Raw genomic sequence first — 24634 nt, 5'->3', positions numbered from 1 at the left:
CCGCCATGGGCCGGTGGATCGCCAGCGTGTGGCTGGGACTGGCGCTGGCGTGCGGACCTGCGCTGGCCCAGGAAGAAGACCTCGAGAGCCGCATCGCCGAGATCGAGCGGCTCGCGGTCACCGCCCACTGGGGCAGGTCCGAGGCCGAGATCGCCCAGCTCGAGGAACAAGGCACCGAGCTCAGCCACGCGCAGCGTCAGCGTCTCGAGTTCGTGCGCCTGCGCAACCGCGCGATCAGCGGCGACCAGGCGGGTGCGCTCGAGGGCTTCGAGGCGCTGCTGAAGCAGGACCTTCCGGTCAAGCTGCGGCTGCGCGCCTACAACACCGCCATCAGCGTGGCGGCGAACCGGGAGAACTGGTCCCGGGCCTTCACCTGGCTCAGCGAAGCGCTCACCTATCTGTCCGAAGTGCCCGACGAAGCGGCGGGCATGCTCAGCAGCGCCAGCTACCTGCACACGCTGGTGGGAGAAACCGACAAGGCGCGCGACCTCGCCATGCGCTCGCTGGAAATGGTGCAGCCGCTCAACGATCCAAGGGCGTTGTGCATGGCGCTGAGCGACATCGCCCTGGCCGAGGATCACGCCGGGCGGTTCGCCGAGGCCGAAGCCTGGCGCCGCCGCCAGATCGAGGCGTGCTCGCGCGCGGGCGATCCGATCTTCGTCGCCAACGGCAAGTACGGCGTCGGCAAGATGGCCGCGCGGCAGGGGCGGCATTCCGAGGCGCTGGACTGGTCGCGGCAGGCGCTGGCGGAGTTCGAGCAGGCCGGGTTCACCGCCGGCGCCTGGAGCGCGCGCCTGGTGTTGGCGGAGAGCCTGATCGCGCTGGACCGGGACCTGGACCGCGCCGACGCCATGCTCGACGGCACCCTGGCCTACTACCGCGGCCAGCAGGCCCACCTCGCGATCGCCGAGACCGAACAGCTGCGCGCGCGCCTGGCAGAACGCCGCGGCCACCTCGAGGCCGCGCTGGCCCATTTCCGCGCCGGCGCCGAGGCCACCGCGATCGCCGAACGCGATGCGCGCGAACGCCGCCTGACCTATCTGCAGGTGGAGTTCGACACCCGCCTGAAGGAGCAGCAGATCGCGCTCCTGGAAGCCGAGAAGGAACTCGCCGCCCTGCAGGTCACCGCAACCCAGCGGCGGCAGTGGCTGCTGGCCGCCGGCATGGGCGGACTGGTGATCATCGCCGTCCTGCTCGGCCTGCTGCTGCGGCATACCCTGCGCGAGCGCCGCCGCTATCGCTGGCGCTCCGAGCACGACAGCCTCACCGGCCTGTACAACTACCAGCACGCGCGCAGGCTCGGCGGCGAAGCGTTCCTGCGTGCGCGCAGCGAGGGAAGGCCGTTCACGGCGGTGGTGCTCGACATCGACCGGTTCAAGAGCGTGAACGACCGCCACGGCCATGCCGCCGGCGACGAGGCGCTGCGGGCGCTCGGAGGCTGGATCCACGAGGAAGTGGGCGAGGCGGGCATCGCCGGGCGCAGCGGCGGCGACGAGTTCATGATCCTGCTCGATGCGGATGCCACCGCGACCGCCGAGCTGCTGGAGCGGCTGCGCGCGCGCGTCCAGCCGATTGCCGTGTTCGGGCAGACGGTGCGCTTCAGCATCAGCTCGGGCGTGTGCCAGGCCGGCGACCAGGCCGATGACCTGGAGCAGTTGATCCATGAGGCCGACCAGGCCCTCTACCGGGCCAAGCACGAGGGACGCGATCGCGTGGTGCACGCGGACGGCGGGCCGCAGAGCGCGGCGCGGGCGCCCGGCGGACTGGTGGTGGTCGGCAGCGGCATCGACTTCGGCCGCCACATCAGCGAACGTTGCCTGTCGGAGATCCGCGAGGCCGACGTGGTGCTGTGCCTGGTGGATCCGTTCTCGCTCGGCATGATCCGCGATTTCCGGCCCGACGCGATCCACCTGGGCGTGCACTACGCCGACGGCAAGGACCGCCGCGACACCTACCGGGAAATGGACGCCACGATCATGGACCAGGTGCGCACCGGAAAGCGCGTCTGTGCGGTGTTCTACGGGCATCCTGGCGTATTCGCCGACGTGCCCCACGCGGTCGTGCGCAAGGCCCGTGCCGAGGGCTTCCATGCGCGCATGGAACCCGGCATCTCCGCCGAGGCATGCCTCTACGCCGATCTTGGACTCGACCCCGGGCGCTACGGCGTGCAGTCGATCGAGGCCACCCAGCTGATGGTCTACGAGCGCGTGCCCGACACGGCCGGCCTGGTCCTGTTGTGGCAGGTGGCCCTGGCGGGCGACCTCAGCTGCACGCGCTTCCACGCCGAACCCGCGGGCCTGCAGGCGCTGGTCGACCGGCTGCAGCGCTGGTATCCCGCCGACCACGGCGTGATCCTGTACGAGGCCGCACGGCTGCCGATAGAGACGCCGCGCATCGAGCACCTGTGCCTGCACGAACTGCCGCGTGCGCGCTACGAGGAATACACCACCCTGGTGATTCCGCCGTTGCCGCAGGAGCGCCGGGCGGCTGCGGAAGCGAACGAGCGGCAGTCCTCGCCCGGGAATTGAGCGGTCGCCGCGCAAGCGCGGGTCTTCTTGACGCCACTGTCTCGCCGTATTCACGGCCGCACCGCGAGGATCGGAGTCCCCACGTGAAGGAGACCCCGGATGACCGACGCCCGTGAACACCTGCTGGATTGGCTTCGCGACGCGCACGCCATGGAGCAGCAGGCCGAACAGATGCTCAAGGCGCAGGCCGCGCGGATCGAGAACTATCCGATGCTCAAGGCGAGGATCGAGCAGCACATCCAGGAAACGCTGGGCCAGCAGCAGCTGCTGGAAGGCTGCATCCGGCGTCTCGGCAGCTCGCCCTCCGCGCTCAAGGACGCGATGGGCAAGGTGATGGCCATGGGCCAGGCCGTGGGCGGGATGATGGCCTCGGACGAGATCGTCAAGGGATCGATGGCCAGCTATGTGTTCGAGCACATGGAAATCGCGTCCTACCGCGCCCTGATCGCCGCCGCCCAGGCCATCGGCGACACCGAGACCCAGCGGGTGTGCGAGCAGATCCTGGGCCAGGAAGAGGCGATGGCGCAGTGGCTGCAGGAGCATCTGGGAGAGGTGACCCAGCAGTTCCTGGTCCGCGACGAGACCCCTGGCGTGACCGCGCGCAAGTAAGCCGGGCCGCGGACGCGCCCGCACTTCCGCGCGTCCTCAAGGGCACGCGGGCGCGTCCGCCATCGCACAGAGGACACCGTGCATGGCGCGCGCAAAGACGCTCAGGCTGGCCACGTTCAACGTCAACGGCATCGGCGTGCGCCTGCCGCACCTGTTGACCTGGCTGGAGCGCGAGCAGCCCGACATCGTGGCGCTGCAGGAACTCAAGGCCGTCGACACGGCCTTTCCTGCGGCGGCGCTCGAGCAGGCAGGCTACGGCGCCATCTGGATGGGCGAGCGATCCTGGAACGGGGTCGCGCTGCTAGGCCGCGGCACGACGCCCATCGAGAGCCGGCGTGGCCTGCCGGGTGGCAGGGACGACCGGCAGAGCCGCTACCTGGAAGCGGCGATCCACGGCGTGCTGGTGGGCGCCCTCTACCTGCCCAACGGCAATCCGCAGCCGGGTCCCAAGTTCGACTACAAGCTGCAGTGGATGGACCGGCTGCACAGGCATGCCGCGAGCCTGGTCGAGCAACCGCACCCGGTGGCGCTGATCGGCGACTTCAACGTCATCCCCACCGACGAGGACATCTACGACCCCAAATCCTGGCGCAAGGATGCATTGCTCCAGCCGGAGGTGCGCGAGCGCTACGGCCGCCTGCTTGAGCAGGGCTGGACCGATGCGCTGCGCCAGACCCACGGCGACGAGCGCATCTACACGTTCTGGGATTATTTCCGCCAGCACGCCGAGCGCGATCGGGGCCTGCGCATCGACCACCTGCTGCTCAATCCCGTATTGGCTGCGCGCCTGGTGGATGCCGGCGTCGACCGCTGGGTGCGGCTGCAGGAGAAGGCCAGCGACCACGCGCCGACCTGGGTCGAGGTGAAGGCCACGGCGCCGCGCAAACGCGCAGCCGCTCGCAAGGCCTGAGCGCGCTCACGCATGCGCGACAGGACTCGCGTTAGGAATACGGGCCACCTGCAGCGCGCACGTGGCGGGCGATCGCCCTCGCTCGCAGCGTAGCGGCGCTGGTGCGTACGGATCGGCGGCCCACAACGACAGGACACCATGCAACCCACGTCGTCCAACCCGGGAATCCCGCAGCCTTGCGCGGCATCGCACGCCCGTGCGCAGGGCAGTGTGCCCCTGTGAGCCTGGAAGACTACCGCCGCAAGCGCCGGTTCGACCGCACGCGCGAACCCGAACCGGGCAAGCCGGTGCCGGCCGGGAAGCGCCCGATCTTCGTCGTGCAGTTGCACCACGCCAGCCGCCGGCATTACGACTTCCGCCTGCAGGTGGGCGATGCGCTGCGCAGCTGGGCGGTGCCGAAGGGGCCCAGCTACGATCCGACAGTCAAGCGCATGGCGGTGGAGGTGGAAGACCATCCGCTGGATTACGCCTCGTTCGAGGGCGAGATTCCGCGCGAAGAATATGGCGGCGGCCATGTCGCACGCTTCGACCATGGCGTGTGGACCACCGACGGGGATCCGGAGGCGCAGCTGGTCAAGGGACATCTGCGCTTCGAGCTGTTCGGACGCAAGCTCAAGGGCGGCTGGCATCTGGTGCGTTCCGGCAAGCCGGCCCGGCAGCCGCAATGGCTGCTGTTCAAGGACCGCGACAGCTATGCCGGCACGCTCGAGGCGGACGACCTGCTGGCCGACGTGGCCCAGGCACCGGCTGCGGACGTCAAGCGCGCTGGCGCCGGCAAGGCCGCGCGCAAGAAGCTGGCCGAAGTGCCGGTGCGCAAGGCGCGGCGCAAGGACTGGTCGGGCAGGGCACTGAAGCTGCAGGGTGCGAAGAAGGCACCACCGCCCAGCGGACCCTTCGAACCGCAGCTGGCCAGGCTCGGCGATGCACCGCCCAAGGGCGAGCAGTGGATCCACGAACTCAAATGGGACGGCTACCGCATCGTCGCCACCATCGACGAGGGCGAGGTCCGGCTCTGGTCGCGCAATGCCCTGGAATGGACCGACAAGCTGCCGGACATCCGCGATGCGCTGCAGGGGCTGGGGCTGCGCTCCGGCGCCCTGGACGGGGAACTGCTCGCCGGCAGCGGGACCCGCGACGACTTCAACCTGCTGCAGTCCACCCTCTCGGGCGAGCGGCAGGGGCGGCTGGCGCTGGCGCTGTTCGATCTGCTGCATGTGGACGGCATCGACATCAGCGCGGCGCCCCTAATCGAACGCAAGTCGCTGCTTTCCGCCCTGCTGCAGGACGCGCCCGCGCATCTGGCGTACAGCTCGCATATCGAGGGCGATGGCGAGGCGGCCTGGCGGCTGGCGAGCGAACGCGACTTCGAGGGCATCATCTCCAAACGCGCCGACCGCCCGTACCACGGCGGGCGCAGCGACGACTGGCGCAAGACCAAGCTGCTGGCCAGCGACGAGTTCGCGGTGGTCGGCTACACGGCGCCAAAGGGCAGCCGCAAGGGCTTCGGCTCGCTCCTGCTGGCCAAGCCCGACGACGAACACGGCTGGCGCTACATGGGCCGGGTGGGCAGCGGCTTCAACGACGCACTGATGCGCGAAGTCACCGGCAAGCTGCGCGGTGGCGGCGCCAAGCCCACCGCCTTCGTCGGCACCACCGACACCGACCTGCGCAGCGCGACGTGGTTCGCCCCGCGGTTCTTGGTCGAAGTGAACTTCCGCGGCATCGGCCGACAGGAACTGCTGCGCCAGCCCTCGCTCAAGGCGGTGCGTTGGGACAAGGACGTGGCCGACCTTGCAGACAGCGACCGCGACCCCAGCAAACCGGTGACGGACATGGCACGCGAACCCTCCGCACGCAGCAGCAGCGCCGACAGACGTGGCACCAACGGGGCAGCGGCCCCGGCGAAGAAGGCCGTCTCGAAGGGGGCGGTCTCGAAGAAGGCCGTCTTGAAGAAGGCCACCGCCAGGAAGGCGGCCGCGAAGAAGCCGGCTGCGCAAGCGGCCCCGAAGAAGGCCGCGAAGACCGCCGCCCGCAAGGGCGCTCGCGGAGCGACTCGGCCCGCGGACCTGCCCACGCTCTCGAGCCCCGACAAGGTGCTGTTCCCGGACACGCGGACCACCAAACAAGAGGTCTGGGACTACTACATGGCGGTCATGGACCAGCTGCTGCCGGAGATCGTCGGGCGGCCGCTGTCGATCATCCGCTGCCCCGGCGGCATCGCCCAGGCCTGCTTCTTCCAGAAGCACCTGACCGCCGGGCTGGAGCGCGTGGCCACGGTCCGCCTCAAGGAGGAGAGCGGTCGCAACGCCGACTACCTCGTGGTCGAGGATGCGGCTGGGCTGATGGAACTGGTGCAGTTCAATACGCTGGAATTCCATCCCTGGGGCGCGCATGCCATGGATCCCGACGTGGCCGACCGGGTGGTCTTCGATCTCGATCCGGGCGAGGGCGTGCCGTTCGCCGAAATGAAGAAGGCGGCGACCGACATCCGCAAACTGCTGGCGCAGCTCGAGCTCGAATCCTTCCTGCGTGCGTCGGGCGGCAAGGGCCTGCACGTGGTGGTGCCGCTCAACCCCGGCTGCGACTGGGACCTGACCAAGCGCTTCGCGCGGGGCTTCGCCGAGACGCTGGCGCAATCGCAGCCAGACCGCTTCCTGGCCACGGCGACCAAGAGCAAGCGCAGCAAGCGGATCTTCATCGACTACCTGCGCAACGGACGCGGCGCGACCGCGGTGGCCTCGTATTCGCTGCGCGGCAGGCCGGGCGCGCCGGTGGCGATGCCGCTGGCCTGGAGCGAACTGCCCAGGCTGGCGGGGGCGGGCGTGTTCACCATCAAGGACGTGCCGGCCCGGCTGCGACGCAGGCGAAAGGATCCCTGGCAGGGCATCGACGAGATCCAACAGAACCTGGCGCGCTGGGCGCACGACGATTGAACGTATCCAAGGAGGATGAAATGCACCACAAGTTCCCCGCAGCCGCCGCGATGGCGCTCCTGCTCGCCGCCTGCGGCGGCAACGACACCGAGTCGGGTGTGGACGCGCCTGGACAGGACGAGAGCCCGATGACCCGGGCGCTGGACGCTGGCGCCGCCGCGATCCAGGACAAGCCGCCGATCGAGGCGCTCAATGCCTATCTCGACGGCTTCCATTTCTACAACGGCCGCATGGACGCGCAGATGGAAGCGCATCACTACTGCGCGGTGCTCAACGACGACCTGATCCAGTGCGTGATCTACGACGGCAGCGTGCGCGAGGCCAAGATCATGGGCGTGGAATACATCGTCAGCGGCGAACTGTTCGCAGGGCTGCCCGCAGAGGAAAAGGCGCTGTGGCACAGCCATGTGCACGAGGTGAAATCCGGCGCCCTGGTCGCGCCAGGCCTTCCTGAGGTGGCCGAACACGCACTGATGCAGAAGTTGGTGGGCACCTATGGCAAGACCTGGCACACCTGGCATACCGACCAGGACCTGGAACTGCCTTACGGCGTGCCGCAGCTGATGATGGGCTTCACTGCCGACGGACAGGCCGACCCGGCGATGATCGCCGCGCGTGACGAGCGCCTGGGCATCGACAGCCAGGCCAAGCGCGCCGATCGTGCCGACATCCCGGCGCCTCCGGTCGATCCGGGCGCGGATGCCTGGCAGCGGGGGCAGGTGTACCAGGTGCCGGATCCAACCGGACATGCGCACCAGCCGGCTGCGTCCCAGGCGACGGGGGAGACGCCCGAACGCAACGCCGACTCCGATGGCAGCGCACACCCCGACGCCCCGCAGGCCGGCCGCAGCGGCGGTGCAGGGGCCGACGAACCGGAAAACGAGGGCTCGCCCACGCGGCCCTGAGACAGTCACCTGGTCCGCTGGCCCACGGGTCGCCGGCGGAGACGCGCTGCAGCCGTCGCATTCCTGCCCTGCGGGACGCCTTGGGCGTCGTCACCGGGCATGCGTACATCCAGGTGGAGAGACAGGTCGGTCGAACCGGCCTTGTCGCCAGCCGGCGTTCCGGGTGCTACCTTCTGATAGCGCTAACATGCGGCCGCTGTCCGCGTGTCCAATGTCGTCGGCTGTCTCTGGGAGGAACCACATGCCGCTGTCCCTCAACGCGCTGTCCGCGCGTTCGCGTCGCACGCCCGTCATCCCGGGTCTGCTCCTGCTCCTGATCGCGCTGGCCGTAGCGCCCGCGGCGCTCGCGCAGCCCTCCGGTGGCCCCTATGGTCCGATTCCCCAGTCTTACGAGGTTCCGAGCCAGGGCACCGTGTACTTCGTGGCACCGGACGGCGACGCCGCCGCGCCGGGCAGCTCGGCCGAGCGTCCGACCACCATCGAAGCGGCCATCGCGCGCGTGGTCACGGGCGACAGCATCGTCCTGCGCGGCGGTACCTATCGCACCGGCGGCCTGCAGCTCAACCAGGGCATCACCCTGCAGCCCTACCTCGACGAGCGCCCGGTGCTGAAGGGCACGCAGGTCGCGACCGGGTGGGAGGAACTGCGCGACGGCGTCTGGCGCGTCAAATGGGACCGGCTGTTCCCGGCCCAGCCGCTGGCCTGGTGGCGGGTGGAACGCGAAGGCATGCGCACGCCGCTGCACCGCTTCAACAACGACATGGTGTTCGTCGACGGCAAGCCGCTGCTCTCGCAGGGCTGGGCAGGCGAGCTGGGCGATGGCGGCTACTACATCGACTACGAGCGCGGCTACGTGTACGTCGGCGTCGACCCGGCCAAGCACGAGATCGAGATCACCGCCCACGATATCGCCCTGCATCGCCCCTCGCGCGCGGTGCACGGCAAGGAGTCCGACGGGAAGGGGCCGACCATCCGCGGCCTGACCTTCACCCAGTACGCCTTCCGCGCCATCGATATCGAGGGCAAGAAGCCGTCCACGGGCCCGAACGACGAGCCGACCGACGATCCAGTGGGGATTTCCGATCCCTCGCAGCACGGCAAGGAGGTGGTCGGCACCACGCTGGAGAACGTGACCATCAGCTTCACCTCGCGCGTGGCCGGCTACTTCCGCGGCGATGGGCTGACGATCCGCAACTCGCTGATCAGCGACACCGGCACCGAGGGCATCTACGTCATCGGCTCGTCGGACGTGCTGCTGGAACGCAACATCGTGCGCCGCAACAACATCGAACAGCTCACCGGCTACTTCCCGGCCGCGGTGAAGATCTTCAACCAGTCCTGGCGCGTGACGGTGCGCGACAACCTGATCATCGAGCATCCGCATTCCAACGGAGTCTGGTACGACGTGGGCAACCGCGACGGCGTGTTCGCCAACAACCACGTCGAAGGCACCGGGATCGGCTTCTTCTTCGAGATCTCCCGGGGCGTGGTGGTGGCCGGAAACGTGTTCGTGGACAACGAGCAGGGGATCCGCATCCTCAACAGCGCCGACGCACGCGTCTACCAGAACACGTTCTACAACTCGCCGGCGATGTTCGACCGCAACGAGCGCAGCGCCACCGCCGACCACTTCGCCTGGCACCCGGCCACGGGCCCCGACGTCGACGAACGCGAGGGCCATGTGTTCGAGCGCAACCTGCTGGTCGGCGGAGAAGGCTTCACGCAGCCGCTGCTGCACTTCGACCAGCCCGCGGCGATGTGCGGCACGCTGACCCGCCCGATGTCGACGCGGATCGAGGGCAACGTCTACGTGCGCGGTCCCAGCGACGAGCCGCTGGTGACCTGGAGCCCCGTGCGCGGCAAGGACTGCCTGGCCAAGTACGACAGCCTAGCCGCCTTCCAGAAGGCGGCGGGCGCGGAGTCCCGCGGCGTGTCGCTGGCGTTGCCGCACGGCGCGCTGTTCCGCAGCGTGGACCTGCGAGGCTTCGAACTCGCGCGGCCGCATGCGGCGCTGCAGCCGGCGGCCGTGCCCGACGAAGCACGCGAGGTGCTGGGCTGGCGCGGTGATGCGTTGCCGGGTGCGTATCCGGCTGTGTCGGCAGGCAACTAGCCCCGCAGCCGCTGGCATGTCGGTCTGGCGGGGGCGCGCCGCGTGCACGCCTCACGTCGGGCCGACATGGCCTCTGGAACCATGCGCGCACGCAGCAAGGGTTCCAGGCGATGTCCGACATCCCCGTCACCGGCGAGGTTTCCAACAGCAAGCTGGCGGCGGTGTTCGACAGTCGCCGCGCGGCGCACGAGGCAGCGGCGGCGATGTGCCGCGAGATGGACATCGCGCTGCCGCAGGTCAAGCTGGTCGGTCCCGATTCGACCCATGTGGACATCCAGCTCGAACCCGAAGGCGGCGGCATCTGGCGCACGATCGTCGTCGCCCACATGTGGCTGGGACTCTGGGGCGCTGTGCTGGGCTTGCTGGCGTTCGGGCTGCTGTACTGGGGGCAGGTGCCCTTCATCGTGCAGTCGCCCATCGCCGCGGTCCTGGTGCTGCTGTTCTTCGGCGCGACCGCGGGCCTGCTGCTGGGCGGGCTGGTGTCGCTGCGCCCCGACCACGACCGCTACATCCACGCCACCCATGATGCGATGGCGCAGGGACGCACCACGGTCGTGGTCCACGCACTGAGCCGGGAACAGTGCAGCCGCGCGGCGGCGTTCCTGTCCGCCCGTGGCGCCGACGTGACGCAGACGCTCTAGATCCGCATGTGGCAGCCTCGGCCCGGCGCTAACATGCGCCGTCACCGAACCGGATCGCCCATGTCCAGGCCACAGCGCGACCCGTATCCGGATGCCCTGCGCGCCGGCGCACTGCTGGTGGTGGTGTTCGGCCACTGGGTGGCGACGCTGCCGCGGCTGTCCGGCGGCCGCCTCGTGGGTACCGACCACCTGCTGGCCAGCTGGCAGGCCGCAGGGATGCTGACCTGGCTGGTGCAGGTGGTGCCGCTGTTCGTGTTCGTCTCGGCGGCGGTAAGCGCCGACGGCGTCGCCAGGCGCATGGACGGAGACGGGCAGCGGGGTTGGTGGGCATCGCGTGCGCTGTCGCTGGCGCGGCCGACGGTGACCTATCTGGCTGTCCTGGTGGCGCTGGCCCTGTTCGGACTGCTGTCGGGCGGGCGCGTGCTCACCGTGTTCGACCAGTCGCTGACCATCCATCTGTGGTTCCTGCTGATGCTGCTCACGGTGCAGGCGCTGCTGCCCTGGTGCCTGCGCCTGGATACGCGCTTCGGGGGCGCCGCGGTCCTGGCGCTGGTGCTGGTCGCCGCGGTGCTGGACCTGGTCCGCGCCGACATCGCCTCGCTGCAGCATCTGCGCGACCTGGGCCTGCGCGTGTCCGAGCGGCCCGCCGGCATCGCCTGGCTCAACATGCTGGTGGTCTGGCTGATTCCACAGCAGTTGGGCATCGCCTGGAGGCGCGGGCGGTTCCGCGGTGTCGGCGCCGGCCTGGCGTTCCTGTCGCTGGGCGCGGCCTGGCTGCTGCTGGCGATGGCGGGCGGCTACCCGCTGGCCATGGTGGGCGTGGCCCTGGCAGGCAACAACATGCTGCCGCCCACGCTCGCGCTGATCGGGGTGATGTGGCTCCAGGTAGGCGCGGTGCTCGCGTTCGAACCGCTCGCGCGGCGTGTACTTGCAGGACACGCGCCTGCGCGGGCGATCGCGGTGCTCGGCGCGCTCGGCATGCCGCTGTACCTGTGGCACAAGCTGGCAGAACTGCCGGCGGCCTGGCTCGGCGAACGCCTGGGCCTGCCGATCGATGCCGGACTACCCGGGGAGCCGGGCTTCTGGCTGGGACGCGCCTGCTGGATCGGGCTGTGCCTGCTGATGGTCGCGCCCGTGATCGCGGCGGTGCTGCGCTTCGAACTGGGCCGCGTTCGCGAGGTCCCCGCAGTGGACGGGCTGGCCCGCATCCTGGTTGGCGGCATCGCGCTGTACGCGGGCCTGGCCGCGGCACTGCTGGGTGGCGTCTGGCCGGGCGCGGTGCTCGCGCTGCCGCTGGTGCTGCTGGCGTCGTGGCAGTTGCGCCAGCGCGGCGTGCAAGCCGCACGCGGAGGTACCGATGTCGCATGATCCACGCCGCATCCGCCGGCGGGCCGCGGCCGGGCTCGGACTCCTCGTCGCCTGCCTGCTGCTGGGGCTGTCCGCCTGCCGCTCGCTGCCATCGGCCTCGGCCCCGCTGCGGGTGATGACGCTCAACGTGCGCCTGCCGCTCGACGCGGACGGCGCCGACCACTGGACCCTGCGCCGCGACGCGATGGCGCGGCTGATCGGCGACACCGCGCCAGATCTGATCGGCACCCAGGAACTCATGCGCAGCCAGGCCGACGACCTGGCCGCCCGCCTGCCGGAGTACGCCTGGTTCGGAGTGGGCCGGCGTGGCGGCGACAGCGACGAGCACATGGGGATCTTCTATCGCCGCGACGCCATGCGCCTGCTGGCATCGGGACATTTCTGGCTGTCCGACAGCCCGGAGCTGCCCGGCAGCATCAGCTGGGGGCATCCGTATCCGCGCATGGTCAGCTGGGGCCTGTTCGAGCGTCGTGCCGACGGCCTGCGGCTGCACCTGTTCAACACCCATCTGCCGTACCGGGCCGAAGACGGGGATGCGCGCCTGCGCGGCGCCGGGCTGATCCTGCAGAGGTTGGGGGCGATCGCGGACGGGCCGGCGATCGTGCTGGGCGACTTCAACGACGTTCCCGGCGGCGCCGTGCACCGCCGCCTCACAGCGGTCCTGCACGATGCCTGGGAGCAGGCACCGCGGCGGGAGGGGCCGGAAGGCAGCTTCCACGGTTTCACCGGCACACCCGGAGCTCGCATCGACTGGGTGCTGTCGCGCGGGTTGCAGCCGCTGACGGCGCGCACCCTGGCGCAGCCGGTCGACGGACGGCACGTGTCGGATCACTTCCCAGTGCTGGTCGAGTTCGCTGCCCAGCCGCCTGCACGCTGAGCCTGCTCGCGAGCAGGACGCGTCACGCGCGCCTGGCAGCAACAGTGCCAAACCCGTCGCTCCCCTGAATGGTCGCGTTTGCGCCGACCGCGTGCCGGGGCTAAGGTGGGCCCATCCGCCCTGCGCCGTGACTGCACCGGTGTTCTTCGCGGATCCCTCCCTTCACTTCATACCGTCCAAGGAGATCCTCCATGGAGATTGCCGCCGCGCGCGTTGCGAGCATCCACTACACCCTGACCGGCGATGACGGTCGGATCATCGACCAGTCCTCGGACGGTCGTCCGCTGCGCTACTTCCACGGCGCGGGCAACATCATCCGGGGCCTGGAACAGGCGCTGGCCGGCAAGCGGGCAGGGGACGCGCTGCAGGTCGACGTGCGGCCGGAAGACGGCTACGGCCCTCGCAACGAAGCCATGGTGCAGCTGCTGCCCCGCGCGGCCTTCCAGGGCGTAGACAAGGTCGAGCCGGGCATGCAGTTCGAGGCGACCAGCGAGCGCGGCGCACTGCTGGTGACCGTGGTCGAGGTCGCCGGCGATACCGTGCGCATCGACGGCAACCATCCCCTGGCCGGCGAGACCCTGCATTTCGACGTGCGCGTGCTCGACGTGCGCGAGGCCACCGAGGCCGAGAAGCAGTCCGGCCGGGTCGAGCAGGGCTGAACGCGGCCTGATGGGCCGTCCGTGCGGCCCGTCCCGGCAACTGCGCCCGCCCATGCCATTTGGCCCGGGTGGCAGGGCGCCACCATCGCTATGCTCGCCGCAGGGCGGCATGCGTGCAAGACCGCCTTCTTTGAATATCAATAGATTGGAGAGCGATCTTGAAGAGAAACATCTTGTCGGCAGCCACGCTGCTGGCCTTGGCCCTGTCTGCGCCGGCGCTGGCCCATGACGGTCACGGCTGCCTGGACGAGGCCTGCACGCTGCAGGCGCTGGTACCGGTCGAGGCTGGCGGCGGCGCGGCGGGCGGCACCATCCAGGCGCAGCGCTATGGCAGCTGGGGCTTCGACACCGCGGGCATGGATCGCAATGTCGCGCCGGGCACCGACTTCTTCGCCTACGCGAGCGGGCAGTGGGCCAAGACCACGCAGATCCCGGCCGACCAGTCGAGCTACGGCAACTTCCGCGTGCTGCGCGACCTGTCCGAGGCGCGCGTGCGCGGGCTGCTGGACGGCTATCCCAAGGCCGATCCGGCCACTGGCGGCGACCCGGCCAAGATCGCCACGTTGTACCAGGACTTCCTCGACGAGGCCGCGATCGAGGCGCGCGGCGATGCGCCGCTGCAGCCGCTGATCGCACAGCTGCGCGACGCGCCCGACAAGGATGCGCTGGTGCGCGCCAGCGTCTCGCGCGGCTTCGGCGGCGGCCTGTACCGGCTGATGGTGTCGGACGACCAGCGCAATCCGGACCAGTACACCCTCTACCTGTCGCAGTCGGGCCTGGGCCTGGGCGATCGCGAGATGTACCTGCGCGAAAACTTCGCGCCGCAGCGCGAGCGTTACCTGGCCTACCTGGCCGAACTGCTGACCCTGGCCGGCTGGGACGATCCCGAGGGCAATGCCAGGAAGGTGCTGGACTTCGAGACCCGCATCGCCGAAGCGCACTGGACCCGCGCGCAGAGCCGGGACCGCGACAAGACCTACAACCCGCTGGCGCTGTCGGAGTTCGCGGCCAAGGCGCCGGGCTTCCCCTGGGCGAGCTTCTTCGAGGCCTCCGGCGTTGCGCAGGCCGAGGTGGCCGTGGTGCGCCAGGACAGCGCCATCCCGCAGATGGCCAAGGCGTTCGCCGATACCGACCTCGACACGCTCAAGGCCTGGCAGGCCGCCGACCTGGTCGACTCGATGGCGCCGCTGTTGCCGGCGCGCTTCGTCAAGGCGCATTACGAGTTCCGCGAGAAGTTCATGTCCGGCCAGCCCGAGCCGCGCGAGCGCTGGAAGCGGGCCGTTTCGTTCGTGGAAGGCACGATGGGCGAGGCCATCGGCCGCGACTACGTGGCGCGCTACTTCCCGGCCGACGCCAAGGCCAAGATGGACGACCTGGTGGCCAACGTGAAGCTGGCCATGGGCGCGCGCCTGGACGCGCTGGAATGGATGTCGCCCGAGACCAAGGCCGAAGCCCGCGCCAAGCTGGCCGGCTTCGGGCTGAAGATCGGGCATCCCGACCAGTGGCGCGACTACAGCGCGCTGGAGGTGCGCGACGGCGACGTGTTCGGCAACGCGCTGCGCGCGCGCACCTTCGAGTGGGATTACCGCCGCGCCCGCATCGGCAAGCCGGTGGACAAGGCCGAGTGGGGCATGACCCCGCAGACGGTGAATGCCTACTACAACTCGGTGAAGAACGAGATCGTGTTCCCGGCCGGCATCCTGCAGCCGCCGTTCTTCGATCCCGACGCCGATCCGGCGGTGAATTACGGCGCCATCGGCGGCGTGATCGGCCACGAGATCATCCACGGCTTCGACGACCAGGGCCGCAAGTCCGACGGCGCCGGCGTGCTGCGCGACTGGTGGACGGCGGAGGATGCGTCGAAGTTCGAGGCGCAGGCCGCGAAGCTGGGCGCACAGTACGAGGCCTACGAGTTCCCGCAGCTGCCGGGCATGCACATCAATGGCCGCGTGGCGATGGGCGAGAACATCGGCGACCTGGGCGGCCTGACCATCGCCCTGGAGGCATACCGTCGCTCGCTGGACGGCAAGCCGACACCGGTGATCGACGGGTTCACCGGCGAGCAGCGCCTGTTCCTGGGCTGGGCGCAGGTGTGGCGGACGCTGTGGCGCGACGATGCGCTGCGCCAGCAGCTGGTCAACGGCACCCACTCGCCGGGGCATATCCGCGCGTTCGCGCCGCTGCGCAACATCGATGCCTGGTACGAGGCGTTCGGGGTGAAGCAGGGCGACCCGCTGTGGATCGCGCCCGAGGACCGCGTCCGCATCTGGTAAGCGGTCAGGCTGCAAGAGGGGGCAGGCGGTGCCTGCCCCCTTTCGATTTTCCGGGACGTCCGCCGCTCCGCACGGCCGCCCCAGCACTCGCGTGATTCCGGCCGACGGAGTCGCCGGCCGCGCTCAGCGCGTCGCGCCCCCGGTGTTGCCGCGGGAGTCCCAGTCGCCGCCATCGCGCAGCACGCGGATTCTGTTCTCCACGTCGCGCACGCCGCCGCAGCGTTCGGCCAGGTCTTCGGCGCGGTGCTTCATCCAGCGTTCGCCCACCGTGCCCGACAGGGTGACCACGCCCTGCTTTACCTCGACCTCGATGTTGCTGGCATCGACGTCGTCGTCGTGGGTCAGCCGCTCGCACAGATCCTCGGTGATGCGCTGGTCGGAACGCAGGTAGTTCTTCGGCCCGCGGCCGCGGAATCCGCCGCCCTGCCGGCTGGAGTCTCCGCCCCGACGCTGGTCGTCCTGATCGTGGCGGCTCGCGCTGTCTGGTCCGTACCAGCCCCGTGGATTGTCTCCGAAGGCACCGCCGCTGCGCGCCTCGTGGCGGGGACCGGCTCCGCCGCCACGCCCCAGGTAGCCGCCGCCGGCGAAGTCGCCGCCGTAGGCCGGCTGCGCGCCACGCCCGCTCTCGCCCTGGTATTGACCGCCGGAACGGAAATCCTGGTCGGCACCGCCGCCGAAAACGCCGGTCGTGAAGCGATCATCGCCCGACCACTCCGGCGTGTATTCGCTCCCGCGATAGGATCGGCGCGGGCGGAAATCGCCGTCGCTGCTGTCGGCCTCGCGCTTGCCGCGCACGCCGCGCGGCCCGTCGCGGTCCAGGCCGCCGTGGTCGCGCGTGGATTCGCCGTAGCCGCCCTGGGGGTAGGCGCCGCGGTCGTAGCCGCCCTGGCCGTGGCCATAGCGGTCGGCGAGCTGGCGCGTGTAATCGTCGTCGCTGTCGCGGCGCCGCGTGTCGCTGTCGTCGAGCCAGGAGCGGCGGCGCTGGCGCTCGCTCCCGCGTGGATCCCGGTCTGCCATGTCCTACTCCGTGAATTGGGGGGAACGTCGATCCTGCCTGTCGGCCCGTGGGGACAACGCATCCGCCGCGTGGAAATTCCGTTGCGCCGGTTCCGTGCCTCGAACGACGTGCGGCCGGGCTGGCGCGTCCGCTTCACAGCGGGTCGGCCGTGGCCTATCGTGCGGCTCCCTTTCCCCGTGGAACGCCCATGATCCAGCGCATCGACGCCGGCCCGCGCATGTCCGAAGCCAGCATCCACAACGGCGTGGTCTACCTTGCCGGGCAGGTGCCCGAGACCGATGGCGCGGACATCGAAACCCAGACGCGCGAGGTGCTGCAGGCGATCGACGATCTGCTGGCCCAGGCGGGCAGCGACAAGAGCCGGATCCTGCGCGCGCAGATCTACCTGGCCGACATCGGCGATTTCGCCGGCATGAACCGCGCCTGGGACGCCTGGGTGCTGCCGGGGCAGGCGCCATCGCGCGCCACCGTAGAGGCACGCCTGGCGCGACCGGAGTGGAAGGTGGAGATCGTGGTGACGGCTGCCGCCGGCTGAGTCCCCCGGTGGGCCGAAGGGACGGGCGGGCGCGTTACCGGTTTGCCTGGCCTGTCCGCTCGGCCGACCCCGACTTCCGTCATGGGCAGCAGGCTGCACGAGGGTGGTAGAACATCGCCACCATCCGGGGAATCCTGACCATGCGCACCACCCGCCGCGACCTGTTCAAGCTCGGCGCGCTTGCCGCCGCCTCCGCCACGCTCCCCTCGATCGCGGCGGCGGCCGCGCCAGCGCCCGTTCCGCGCGCAGCCAAGCCACTGCGCATCCTGATCCTCGGCGGTACGGGCTTCACCGGCCCGTTCCAGGTGAACTACGCCCTGGCGCGAGGCCACCGGGTCACCCTGTTCAACCGCGGCAAGAGCCCCTCGCCGGAGTGGGGGAGCGAGGTCGAACAGCTGCATGGCGACCGCAATACCGGCGATCTGTCCGCGCTGGCGGGCCGCGAGTGGGACGTGTGCATCGACAATCCCACCTCGCTGCCGTTCTGGGTGCGCGACGCGGGGCAGGCGCTGCGGGGACGGGTGCAGCAGTACCTGTTCATTTCCACCATCTCGGTCTATGCGGACGGATCGCGGCCGGGGATCACCGAGGACGCTCCGCTCGCCGCCTACCGCGGCAAGGACGCGATGGCCGAGACGCGCGAGAGCATGATCGCCGACATGGCCGCGCTGTACGGTCCGCTCAAGGCGCTGAGCGAGGCGGAGGCGCATCGCCAGTTCGGGGACGCGGTGACCATCGTGCGTCCCGGTTACATCGTGGGTCCGCGCGATGCCACCGACCGCTTCACCTACTGGCCGCACCGCATCGCGCAGGGCGGGGAAGTGCTGGTGCCCGGGGATGGCGAGGATCCGGTGCAGATCATCGACGGTCGCGACCTGGGCGAGTGGGTGATCCGCCTGGCCGAGAATCGCACGACCGGCACCTTCAACGCCTGCGGCCCCGACTACACGCTCAGCACCGATGCGATGGTCCACGGCTGCCACGCCGTGACGGGCGGGCAAGCGACGTTCACGCACGTGCCGGCGGACTTCCTGGAATCGCGCGAGACGGGATTCCCCATTTGGGTCTCGCGCGAACATCCGCAGTACGGCGGCTACGGATCGGTGAGCAACGCGCGTGCGATCGCGGCAGGGCTGACCTTCCGCCCGCTGGCGACCACCGTGGCCGACCTGATGGACTGGTTCCGCGCACTGCCGGCGGAACGGCAGGCCAAGCTGCAGGCAGGGCCCACGCGTGAGCAGGAAGCGGCGATTCTCCAGGCATGGAAGAGCAGGGCCACGTAACCCTGTCGTACGACATCGCGCGCAATAGATGGATTGATCGGGCCAGTGCCGCCTCCGAGGGGCGGCACGTTGCGGCCTGTGCTGCCGACAGCTAGCCCTCAAAAACAATCGGCCAGCCGCACCGAACGCGGCTGGCCGATCGAACCCTGCCTTGCGGACGGGCCCGTATTCACCGGGCCTGTACCCAGAACGCTGGCGTCAGCGCCAGACGCGTTCGCAGCGCTGCTCGACCACGCGGTCTCCACGCCGCTCCTGCGAATTGCCCTGGACCTTGCGCCCCACGGCGCCGCCGGCGATGGCGCCACCCACGGTCGCGAGATCGCGCCCGCTGCCGCTGCCGACCTGGCTGCCGATCACGCCACCGATGACGGCGCCGGCCGCCGTGCCAGCAATGCGGTTGGGGTCGCCACTGCCGCGGCGCACCTCCACCTCGTCGCAGACCACGCGGCTGCCGTCGCTGAAACGGCGGCCCTCGTCCTCGGGGCCATAACTCTGCGCCTGGGCAAGCGGCGTCGCCACCAGGGTCAGGGCCGCAATCGCAATGCCATGGATCGATTTCATGGGAACGTCTCCCGTTTCGAGGTGTGGCGGGCATGCTGCAGGCACCGGCGAAAATCCCCGGTGAAATACGCCGCACCGGCCGGCACCGATTCAGTTGCCGGCCATCCGCAACGCCATCACGCCTCGTTGGGCGCGCGCCAGCCAGCATGCCGTCGATGGATGCGAAGCCTCGACGTCCGCTGGGCGGACTGCTGTTCCTGCTGCTGGTCGCGTTCGCCGCCTGGGCGCTGTGGTCGGGCGCGCTGCGCCTGCCCGATGCCTGGAACCCGTGGGCGCCGCTGCAGATCGACGATCCGCCGAACCTGCTGACGCCAATCAAGTTCAGCCGCGCCAGCGGCGACCCCAGGGCCTGTCGCGCCACGCTCGCGCAGGCGGGGCTGGTGGCGGAGGCCATGGAAGATCGCCCCACCGGCGAAGGCTGCGGCTTCGCCAATGCCGTGCGCATCTCGCGCAGCAGCGTCGAGGTGGGCGAGCCGTTCGCATTGAGCTGCCCCGCAGCGCTGTCGCTGGTGATGTGGGAACGCCATGCGCTGCAGCAGGCGGCGCAGCGACAGCTCGGCAGCCGGGTGGTGCGCATCGAACATGCGGGCTCCTACGCCTGCCGCAATCTCTACGGTCGCGAGCACGGCCGGCGCAGCCAGCACGCCACCGCCGACGCGCTCGATATCTCAGGCTTCGTGCTCGAGGACGGACGACGCATCCGCATCCTGTCCGACTGGGAACGCGAGCCCGCCACGACGCCGACGGCGGAAGCCGCCTTCCTGCGCGAGCTGCGCGACGGCGCCTGCCAGTGGTTCGATGCGGTGCTGGGCCCGGACTACAACGCCGCGCACGCCGACCATTTCCACTTCGATCGCGGCCGCGCGCGGATCTGCCGCTAGGTGGGGACTGCCGGCTGCCCCACCGCCGGCGCATCCTCGTCCTCGATCGCGCCCAGCGGGAAGAACGCACGGTACGGCCGCGCCTCGTCCACCGCGCGCGCGAACGAGGGGCGGGCCAGCAGGCGCTTGCGATACGCGTGCAGATGCCCGAGCGCGGCCGGGATCGGACGCGTGTAATGGGCGTAGAACAGGAAGGGCGCGGCCGCGCAGTCGGCCAGGCTGAAACGCTCCGCCACTGCCCAGGTACGACCCGCCATCCTCGCGTCCAGCCAGGCATAGGCGGTGTCGAGCAGGGCAGCGGCCTCGGCCACGCCGTGCGGATCGCGGGCGCCCTCCGGGCGAAGCGCATCGAACACGAACTTCTGTTGCGGCGTCGACACGTAGTTGTCGAAGAAGCGGTCGAGCATCCGCACTTCCAGCGCTTCCTCCGCATCGGCCGGGATCATCGGCCGCGGCCCCGGATGATGCAGTTGCAGGTACTCGATGATGGTGCTGGCCTCGATCACGGTGCGATCGCCGTCCACCAGCAGCGGGAAGCGCCTGACGGGCCAGCGCTCGGTGAGTTCCTGCATATGCCCGGCCTGGTCGAGCTGGCGGTATTCGAAGGCCGTGCCGTTCTCGTAGAGCGAGACCAGCACCTTCTGGCAATAGGAAGAGAAGGGGTGTGCGTAGAGGATCGGCTTCATCGGGTGGGCCTGCGCGAGATGTCGTCTGCGACGATCCGCAGGCGGGCCGATCGACACCGGCCCGCGGCGGCCATTCGATCCAGGTCAGCGCCCAGCGTTGCGGCGGCCGATCAGGCCGGCGGCGTCAGCTTCAGCAGGCGCCCGCCGCCGCCATCCTCCAGCAGCCAGATCGCGCCGTCCGGCCCCTGTTCGACCTCGCGGATGCGACGGCCCATCGGATAGCGCCGGTACTCGGCGGCCGCCGTGCCGTTGAAGCGCACGCGCACCAGCGCCTGCGATGCCAGGCCGCCGATGAAGGCGTCGCCACGGAAGGTACGGAACAGCTCGCCCGAGTAGATGATCATGCCCGCGGGGGCGATCACCGGCGTCCACCAGGCCTTGGGCGCTTCGAGGTCGGGACGGGTGCTGTGGTCGGGGATCGGCGCGCCGCCGTAGTGGTTGCCGTTGGAGACGAGCGGCCAGCCGTAGTTGCGGCCACGCAACACCAGGTTGAGTTCGTCGCCGCCCTCCGGGCCCATCTCGTGCGACCAGAGCCGGCCCTCGGCATCGAAGGCGATGCCCAGCGGATTGCGATGGCCGAACGACCACACCTGGGCCGCCACGCCGCCCTGGCCGGCGAACGGGTTGTCGCCGGGAATGCTGCCATCGTCGTTCAGGCGCACGATCTTGCCGATATTGGTCGACAGATCCTGGGCCGGTTCGAACTTCTGCCGGTCGCCCGAGGTGATCCAGAGCTTCCCCGCCTGGTCGAACGCGAGCCGATGACTGAAATGGTTCTGCCCGCTGACCTTGGGCACCTGCTCCCAGATGCGCTCGATGCTGTCGAGGTGGCCGCCGCCGGACGTGTCCAGGTTCAGCCGCGCACGGATCACGACCGCGCCGTAGATCGCGCCGCTGCGCTCGATATAGCTCAGGTAGATGCGCCGGTTGCCCGCGAACTGCGGATGCAGGATCACGTCGCCCAGGCCGCCCTGGCCGCCATAGGCCACGGTGGGTACGCCGCTGATCGTGCCGACCTGGCCATTGGCGGGGTTCACCAGCCGCAGCGCGCCGCGCTTCTCGGTCGCCAGCAGGCGGCCATCGGGCAGGAAGCTCATTGCCCAGGGCTCGTCGAGGGTGGCGACCGGCGTGCTGCGGAAGGGCGGGTCAGGTTCGATGAGGCGCCGCCGCGGCCCGTTGCCGCCGGTGGTGCGGGTGACGGATGCCGGTGCCACCGCGGCTGGCGCCGATGTCGTCTCCGACAGTGCCGGCTGCGCTGCGCGTGCGGCAGGACGGGCGACGATCATCGCTGGCGGGGAAGCGCTCTGACGCGACTTCGCGGCGGCGCTCTCGCGGGCGTCGGCGGAGGATTCTTCCACGACCACCTCGTCACAGCCGGTCACGGCCAGGGCGAGGCACAGCACAGCCAACCAGGTCAGTCGCATGCGCGTGCTCCATGCAGGGCGGGGACGCACGATCTCCGGTGCGCGACGCGCTTCCAGTAGCGCGCGTGCCGTTAGCTTAACGTGATCGCTTGCGGCGGTGCAGGCGTGCGTGGGAGCCAGGTCACAGTCCGACCGGTGACTTCCGCGTCGCCGGTGTCCCGACTCGCCGACAAGGTCAGCTGGAGCGCATTGCACGGACCACCGCCCGGACGCCTGCCTCTTCCCGCGCGAACAATGGCAGCCAATCCTGCAAAGCCACCTGCGTCCGCGGATCTGCGGACGCTATCGGTCGATCCCCAGCTCCCGATAGAACGCCACCACCACAGGATCGGTGCGCACGTCGCGCATCGAGATCGGGCGGGCGAGGGTGATGCCCTCCAGCGTCCGCGCCCGCGACAGCGTCACGTAGGTCTGGCCTTCCGCGAACGCACCCCCGTCGCCGAGGTTCAGTGTCATCGCATCCAGGCTCAACCCCTGCGACTTGTGGATGGTCATCGCCCAGCCCAGCGCCAGCGGGAACTGTTCGAAGCTGCCCACCACCTCGGCCTCTACCCGCCGCGTCTGGTAGTCGTAGGAATACTTGTACTTGTGCCAGGTTTCGCGCCCCACAAGCAGCACGTTCTCGGTTTCGTCCTTGCGCACGCGGATGTGGTCGTCCTCCAGCCCGACCACGGTCGCCAGGTCGCCATTGATCCAGTCGGGCTTGCGGTTCTTCAGGAAGATCACCTTGGCGCCGGGCTTGAGCTCGAGCCGGTCGGGTACCGGCAGCTTCCATTTGTTGGCCGCCACCGTGCCGCCCACCCGGGCCTCGTACAGGCGTACCTCGCCCGGCAGCTGGTCCAGCTCGCGCATGTTGATGCTGCGCGCGCTCTGGTTGGTCGGCACCAAGTACGTGCCCACCGGCGCATCGGCCGCGCGGTCGCGGTAGCAGGTCCGGTTGAACAGGGCGACCGCGTCGCGGCAATCCTCGCCCAGGCGGATGCGGTTGAGCGCCTCGATGAATTCCTCGTCCACCTGCCGCCGCACCTTGGCCAGTACCACCGGCACGATCGGCTGCTCGCGGAAGATGTCGGCAGAGAAGAAGTAGCGCGTCTGGTAGCGGTGCGAGAAGTACACGACCTCCTCGGGCGTGCCCACCACCGGCGGCAGCTGCAGCAGGTCGCCGACGAAGATCACCGGTACTCCGCCGAAGGGCCGCTCATCGCCCCGCGCGCTGCGCAGGATATTGCTCATGGTGTCCACCATGTTCGGCAGCACCATCGACACCTCATCGACGATCAGGCACTTCACGTTCTCCAGCACCAGCCGCACCTTCGCGCTCAGCGGATGCTTCTCTTCCGGATCGATCAACCGCGGCGGCAGCCCGAAGAACGAGTGGATGGTGTCGCCCTGGACCGCCGCGGCCGCGACCGCCGTCGGCGCCACCACCGCGCAGGAGTCCAGCTGGCTCCGCAGCCAGTGGATCAGCGTCGATTTTCCCGTGCCCGCCTTGCCGGTCACGAACAGGCCAGGGCAGCCGGCCCGCACCGCTTCCAGGATGAACTCGTACTCCGGCAGCACCTCCACGCCCACCATCTGGTCGGGCGTGGACGTGTAGCGCTTGGCCTTGCGCTCGCCATGCTCGGGCACGATCACGTCCTGCACCTTGGACAGGTCGCGCGCGAGCCACTTGAGGGTGTCGAGGATGCTCATGGGCGAATGATGCGCCCACACGTCGGGAGTCACCAGCGCGATGCCGGGAACGCGCGTGGATGCGGACGGGCGCCTTCACACATGCAAGCCGTGAAGCGGGTAGAGTCGGGCTGCACTCGACGCAGGATGGACGTCGTGGACCCGAGGCCCCGTGCAGCTTCCGAGTCGGGAGCTCTCATGCCCTTTTCCTTGTTCGAGTGCCAGGACGGCACCTTTCTGGTGGTACCGCGCGGGTTCGCGCCACCGCTGCCTGCGTACCAGGCACACGGCGAGTCGATCCACCTCAGCGACCGCTGCCGCCACCTCTACGACACCAGCGTGTGGGATGACGTCTCGCGCGAGGTAGACCGCCAGCTGTACGCGGCGGTTTGTCCCGAGGTGGCGTTCTATCTGTTCGAGCTGCCCGAGGGCGGCGAAGCTGCTGCGCCGGAGCTTCTTCGCGGATAAGACGTGACTCGTGAGGCCTATCCACTCCACGGCCCTGGTGCGTGGCAGGCTGGAAGGCGTCGGCTTTCTGTTGCACCTGGCGCAAGCCGCTGGGCACTGCTTACGAGCAGAACCGGGTTGCGCGCAAGGGGGTTCCGGTCGCGCTCAAGCGAATCCAGGTTGCCCGCAAGCCGTTCCAGGGCGCGTGCAAGCGAGCTCTGCTTGCGCGCAAGCCTGCGACGGCCACCCGCGAGCCGCGTCGGCTCGCGCGCGGGCGGAATTCAACTCGTGGACGGTACGCCCTTCGCCCGATCG

20 protein-coding genes are annotated in these 24634 nt (G+C 69.8%); 15 read left to right on the top strand and 5 right to left on the bottom strand.

What is annotated here, in order from left to right; all coding sequences use genetic code 11:
* Positions 1 to 5 precede the first annotated feature (5 nt).
* The 11 genes from ACQYVW_RS01275 to ACQYVW_RS01225 all read left to right on the top strand — a co-directional run bounded on the left by ACQYVW_RS01275 (position 6) and on the right by ACQYVW_RS01225 (position 15813).
* Complete coding sequence (locus tag ACQYVW_RS01275; protein ID WP_434945788.1) at positions 6 to 2528, top strand: diguanylate cyclase; 2523 nt, start codon at positions 6 to 8, stop codon at positions 2526 to 2528.
* A 99-nt stretch (positions 2529 to 2627) separates the two neighbouring features.
* Positions 2628 to 3137 carry a ferritin-like domain-containing protein gene (locus ACQYVW_RS01270; RefSeq protein ID WP_434945787.1) on the top strand — a complete coding sequence of 170 codons (510 nt, stop codon included), beginning with the start codon at positions 2628 to 2630 and terminating at the stop codon, positions 3135 to 3137.
* A gap of 82 nt (positions 3138 to 3219) precedes the next feature.
* Positions 3220 to 4047 (top strand): exodeoxyribonuclease III, encoded by an 828-nt coding sequence (xth, locus tag ACQYVW_RS01265; RefSeq protein WP_434932737.1) that lies wholly within the window; start codon positions 3220 to 3222, stop codon positions 4045 to 4047.
* 218 nt (positions 4048 to 4265) lie between these two features.
* Positions 4266 to 6980, top strand: a complete 2715-nt coding sequence (gene ligD, locus ACQYVW_RS01260; protein ID WP_434945786.1) for a non-homologous end-joining DNA ligase — start codon at positions 4266 to 4268, stop codon at positions 6978 to 6980.
* A gap of 20 nt (positions 6981 to 7000) precedes the next feature.
* Complete coding sequence (locus tag ACQYVW_RS01255) at positions 7001 to 7885, top strand: OBAP family protein (protein ID WP_434945785.1); 885 nt, start codon at positions 7001 to 7003, stop codon at positions 7883 to 7885.
* Positions 7886 to 8126: 241 nt separating this feature from the next.
* Complete coding sequence (locus tag ACQYVW_RS01250) at positions 8127 to 9995, top strand: right-handed parallel beta-helix repeat-containing protein (protein ID WP_434945784.1); 1869 nt, start codon at positions 8127 to 8129, stop codon at positions 9993 to 9995.
* Positions 9996 to 10105: 110 nt separating this feature from the next.
* Positions 10106 to 10636 carry a hypothetical protein gene (locus tag ACQYVW_RS01245; protein ID WP_434932733.1) on the top strand — a complete coding sequence of 177 codons (531 nt, stop codon included), beginning with the start codon at positions 10106 to 10108 and terminating at the stop codon, positions 10634 to 10636.
* 60 nt (positions 10637 to 10696) lie between these two features.
* The gene (locus ACQYVW_RS01240; protein WP_434945783.1) at positions 10697 to 12004 is read left to right on the top strand and encodes an acyltransferase family protein; all 1308 of its coding nucleotides are present in this window, start codon (positions 10697 to 10699) and stop codon (positions 12002 to 12004) included.
* Positions 11994 to 12881: an endonuclease/exonuclease/phosphatase family protein gene (locus ACQYVW_RS01235; RefSeq protein WP_434945782.1), complete on the top strand. Its 888-nt coding sequence runs from the start codon at positions 11994 to 11996 to the stop codon at positions 12879 to 12881. The genes ACQYVW_RS01240 and ACQYVW_RS01235 overlap by 11 nt, the downstream gene beginning before the upstream one ends.
* Positions 12882 to 13072: 191 nt before the next feature.
* On the top strand, positions 13073 to 13540 hold the full coding sequence (locus ACQYVW_RS01230) for an FKBP-type peptidyl-prolyl cis-trans isomerase (RefSeq protein ID WP_434945781.1): 468 nt from the start codon (positions 13073 to 13075) through the stop codon (positions 13538 to 13540).
* Between the two features lie 158 nt (positions 13541 to 13698).
* A complete protein-coding gene (locus ACQYVW_RS01225; protein ID WP_434945780.1) occupies positions 13699 to 15813 on the top strand; it encodes a M13 family metallopeptidase in 2115 nt (704 codons plus the stop codon).
* A gap of 123 nt (positions 15814 to 15936) precedes the next feature.
* Here the strand turns inward: ACQYVW_RS01225 and ACQYVW_RS01220 are convergent, their stop codons facing one another.
* Positions 15937 to 16830 (bottom strand): BON domain-containing protein, encoded by an 894-nt coding sequence (locus ACQYVW_RS01220; protein ID WP_434945779.1) that lies wholly within the window; start codon positions 16828 to 16830, stop codon positions 15937 to 15939.
* 188 nt (positions 16831 to 17018) lie between these two features.
* Here ACQYVW_RS01220 and ACQYVW_RS01215 point away from each other — a divergent pair, with 188 nt between their 5' ends.
* Both ACQYVW_RS01215 and ACQYVW_RS01210 read left to right on the top strand, forming a co-directional pair.
* Entirely contained in the window at positions 17019 to 17366 is a 348-nt protein-coding gene (locus tag ACQYVW_RS01215; protein WP_434932727.1) for a RidA family protein, read from the top strand.
* A 140-nt stretch (positions 17367 to 17506) separates the two neighbouring features.
* Entirely contained in the window at positions 17507 to 18649 is a 1143-nt protein-coding gene (locus ACQYVW_RS01210; protein WP_434945778.1) for an NAD-dependent epimerase/dehydratase family protein, read from the top strand.
* Positions 18650 to 18847: 198 nt separating this feature from the next.
* On the opposite strand, the gene ACQYVW_RS01205 is transcribed toward ACQYVW_RS01210, so the two are convergent.
* Complete coding sequence (locus ACQYVW_RS01205; RefSeq protein ID WP_434945777.1) at positions 18848 to 19210, bottom strand: glycine zipper 2TM domain-containing protein; 363 nt, start codon at positions 19208 to 19210, stop codon at positions 18848 to 18850.
* Positions 19211 to 19365: 155 nt separating this feature from the next.
* On the opposite strand from ACQYVW_RS01205, the gene ACQYVW_RS01200 reads away from it, so the two are divergent.
* A complete protein-coding gene (locus ACQYVW_RS01200) occupies positions 19366 to 20091 on the top strand; it encodes an extensin-like domain-containing protein (RefSeq protein ID WP_434945776.1) in 726 nt (241 codons plus the stop codon).
* Here the strand turns inward: ACQYVW_RS01200 and ACQYVW_RS01195 are convergent.
* From ACQYVW_RS01195 to ACQYVW_RS01185, 3 genes are all read right to left on the bottom strand, one after another.
* A complete protein-coding gene (locus ACQYVW_RS01195; protein ID WP_434945775.1) occupies positions 20088 to 20777 on the bottom strand; it encodes a glutathione S-transferase family protein in 690 nt (229 codons plus the stop codon). The genes ACQYVW_RS01200 and ACQYVW_RS01195 overlap by 4 nt on opposite strands.
* A gap of 110 nt (positions 20778 to 20887) precedes the next feature.
* Positions 20888 to 22063, bottom strand: coding sequence for a PQQ-dependent sugar dehydrogenase (locus tag ACQYVW_RS01190; RefSeq protein WP_434946245.1), 1176 nt, complete (start codon positions 22061 to 22063; stop codon positions 20888 to 20890).
* A 420-nt stretch (positions 22064 to 22483) separates the two neighbouring features.
* Positions 22484 to 23893, bottom strand: a complete 1410-nt coding sequence (locus tag ACQYVW_RS01185; RefSeq protein WP_434945774.1) for an ATP-dependent DNA helicase — start codon at positions 23891 to 23893, stop codon at positions 22484 to 22486.
* A 177-nt stretch (positions 23894 to 24070) separates the two neighbouring features.
* On the opposite strand from ACQYVW_RS01185, the gene ACQYVW_RS01180 reads away from it, so the two are divergent.
* Entirely contained in the window at positions 24071 to 24340 is a 270-nt protein-coding gene (locus ACQYVW_RS01180; protein WP_434945773.1) for a hypothetical protein, read from the top strand.
* Positions 24341 to 24634: the final 294 nt, after the last annotated feature.

The organism is Luteimonas campi (assembly GCF_051162505.1).
Classification (GTDB): domain Bacteria; phylum Pseudomonadota; class Gammaproteobacteria; order Xanthomonadales; family Xanthomonadaceae; genus Luteimonas.
Note: the sequence above shows the minus strand (reverse complement) of the source record. Positions and strands in the feature narration are given on the sequence as shown.

Coding starts and splice junctions, on each gene's coding strand:
- ACQYVW_RS01220 (WP_434945779.1), bottom strand. CDS start 16,830: ATGGCAGACCGGGATCCACGCGGGAGCGAGCGCCAGCGCCGCCGCTCC.
- ACQYVW_RS01255 (WP_434945785.1), top strand. CDS start 7,001: ATGCACCACAAGTTCCCCGCAGCCGCCGCGATGGCGCTCCTGCTCGCC.
- ACQYVW_RS01205 (WP_434945777.1), bottom strand. CDS start 19,210: ATGAAATCGATCCATGGCATTGCGATTGCGGCCCTGACCCTGGTGGCG.
- ACQYVW_RS01270 (WP_434945787.1), top strand. CDS start 2,628: ATGACCGACGCCCGTGAACACCTGCTGGATTGGCTTCGCGACGCGCAC.
- ACQYVW_RS01185 (WP_434945774.1), bottom strand. CDS start 23,893: ATGAGCATCCTCGACACCCTCAAGTGGCTCGCGCGCGACCTGTCCAAG.
- ACQYVW_RS01215 (WP_434932727.1), top strand. CDS start 17,019: ATGATCCAGCGCATCGACGCCGGCCCGCGCATGTCCGAAGCCAGCATC.
- ACQYVW_RS01180 (WP_434945773.1), top strand. CDS start 24,071: ATGCCCTTTTCCTTGTTCGAGTGCCAGGACGGCACCTTTCTGGTGGTA.
- xth (WP_434932737.1), top strand. CDS start 3,220: ATGGCGCGCGCAAAGACGCTCAGGCTGGCCACGTTCAACGTCAACGGC.
- ACQYVW_RS01190 (WP_434946245.1), bottom strand. CDS start 22,063: ATGATCGTCGCCCGTCCTGCCGCACGCGCAGCGCAGCCGGCACTGTCG.
- ACQYVW_RS01250 (WP_434945784.1), top strand. CDS start 8,127: ATGCCGCTGTCCCTCAACGCGCTGTCCGCGCGTTCGCGTCGCACGCCC.
- ACQYVW_RS01195 (WP_434945775.1), bottom strand. CDS start 20,777: ATGAAGCCGATCCTCTACGCACACCCCTTCTCTTCCTATTGCCAGAAG.
- ACQYVW_RS01245 (WP_434932733.1), top strand. CDS start 10,106: ATGTCCGACATCCCCGTCACCGGCGAGGTTTCCAACAGCAAGCTGGCG.
- ACQYVW_RS01230 (WP_434945781.1), top strand. CDS start 13,073: ATGGAGATTGCCGCCGCGCGCGTTGCGAGCATCCACTACACCCTGACC.
- ACQYVW_RS01235 (WP_434945782.1), top strand. CDS start 11,994: ATGTCGCATGATCCACGCCGCATCCGCCGGCGGGCCGCGGCCGGGCTC.
- ACQYVW_RS01275 (WP_434945788.1), top strand. CDS start 6: ATGGGCCGGTGGATCGCCAGCGTGTGGCTGGGACTGGCGCTGGCGTGC.
- ACQYVW_RS01240 (WP_434945783.1), top strand. CDS start 10,697: ATGTCCAGGCCACAGCGCGACCCGTATCCGGATGCCCTGCGCGCCGGC.
- ACQYVW_RS01210 (WP_434945778.1), top strand. CDS start 17,507: ATGCGCACCACCCGCCGCGACCTGTTCAAGCTCGGCGCGCTTGCCGCC.
- ACQYVW_RS01200 (WP_434945776.1), top strand. CDS start 19,366: ATGGATGCGAAGCCTCGACGTCCGCTGGGCGGACTGCTGTTCCTGCTG.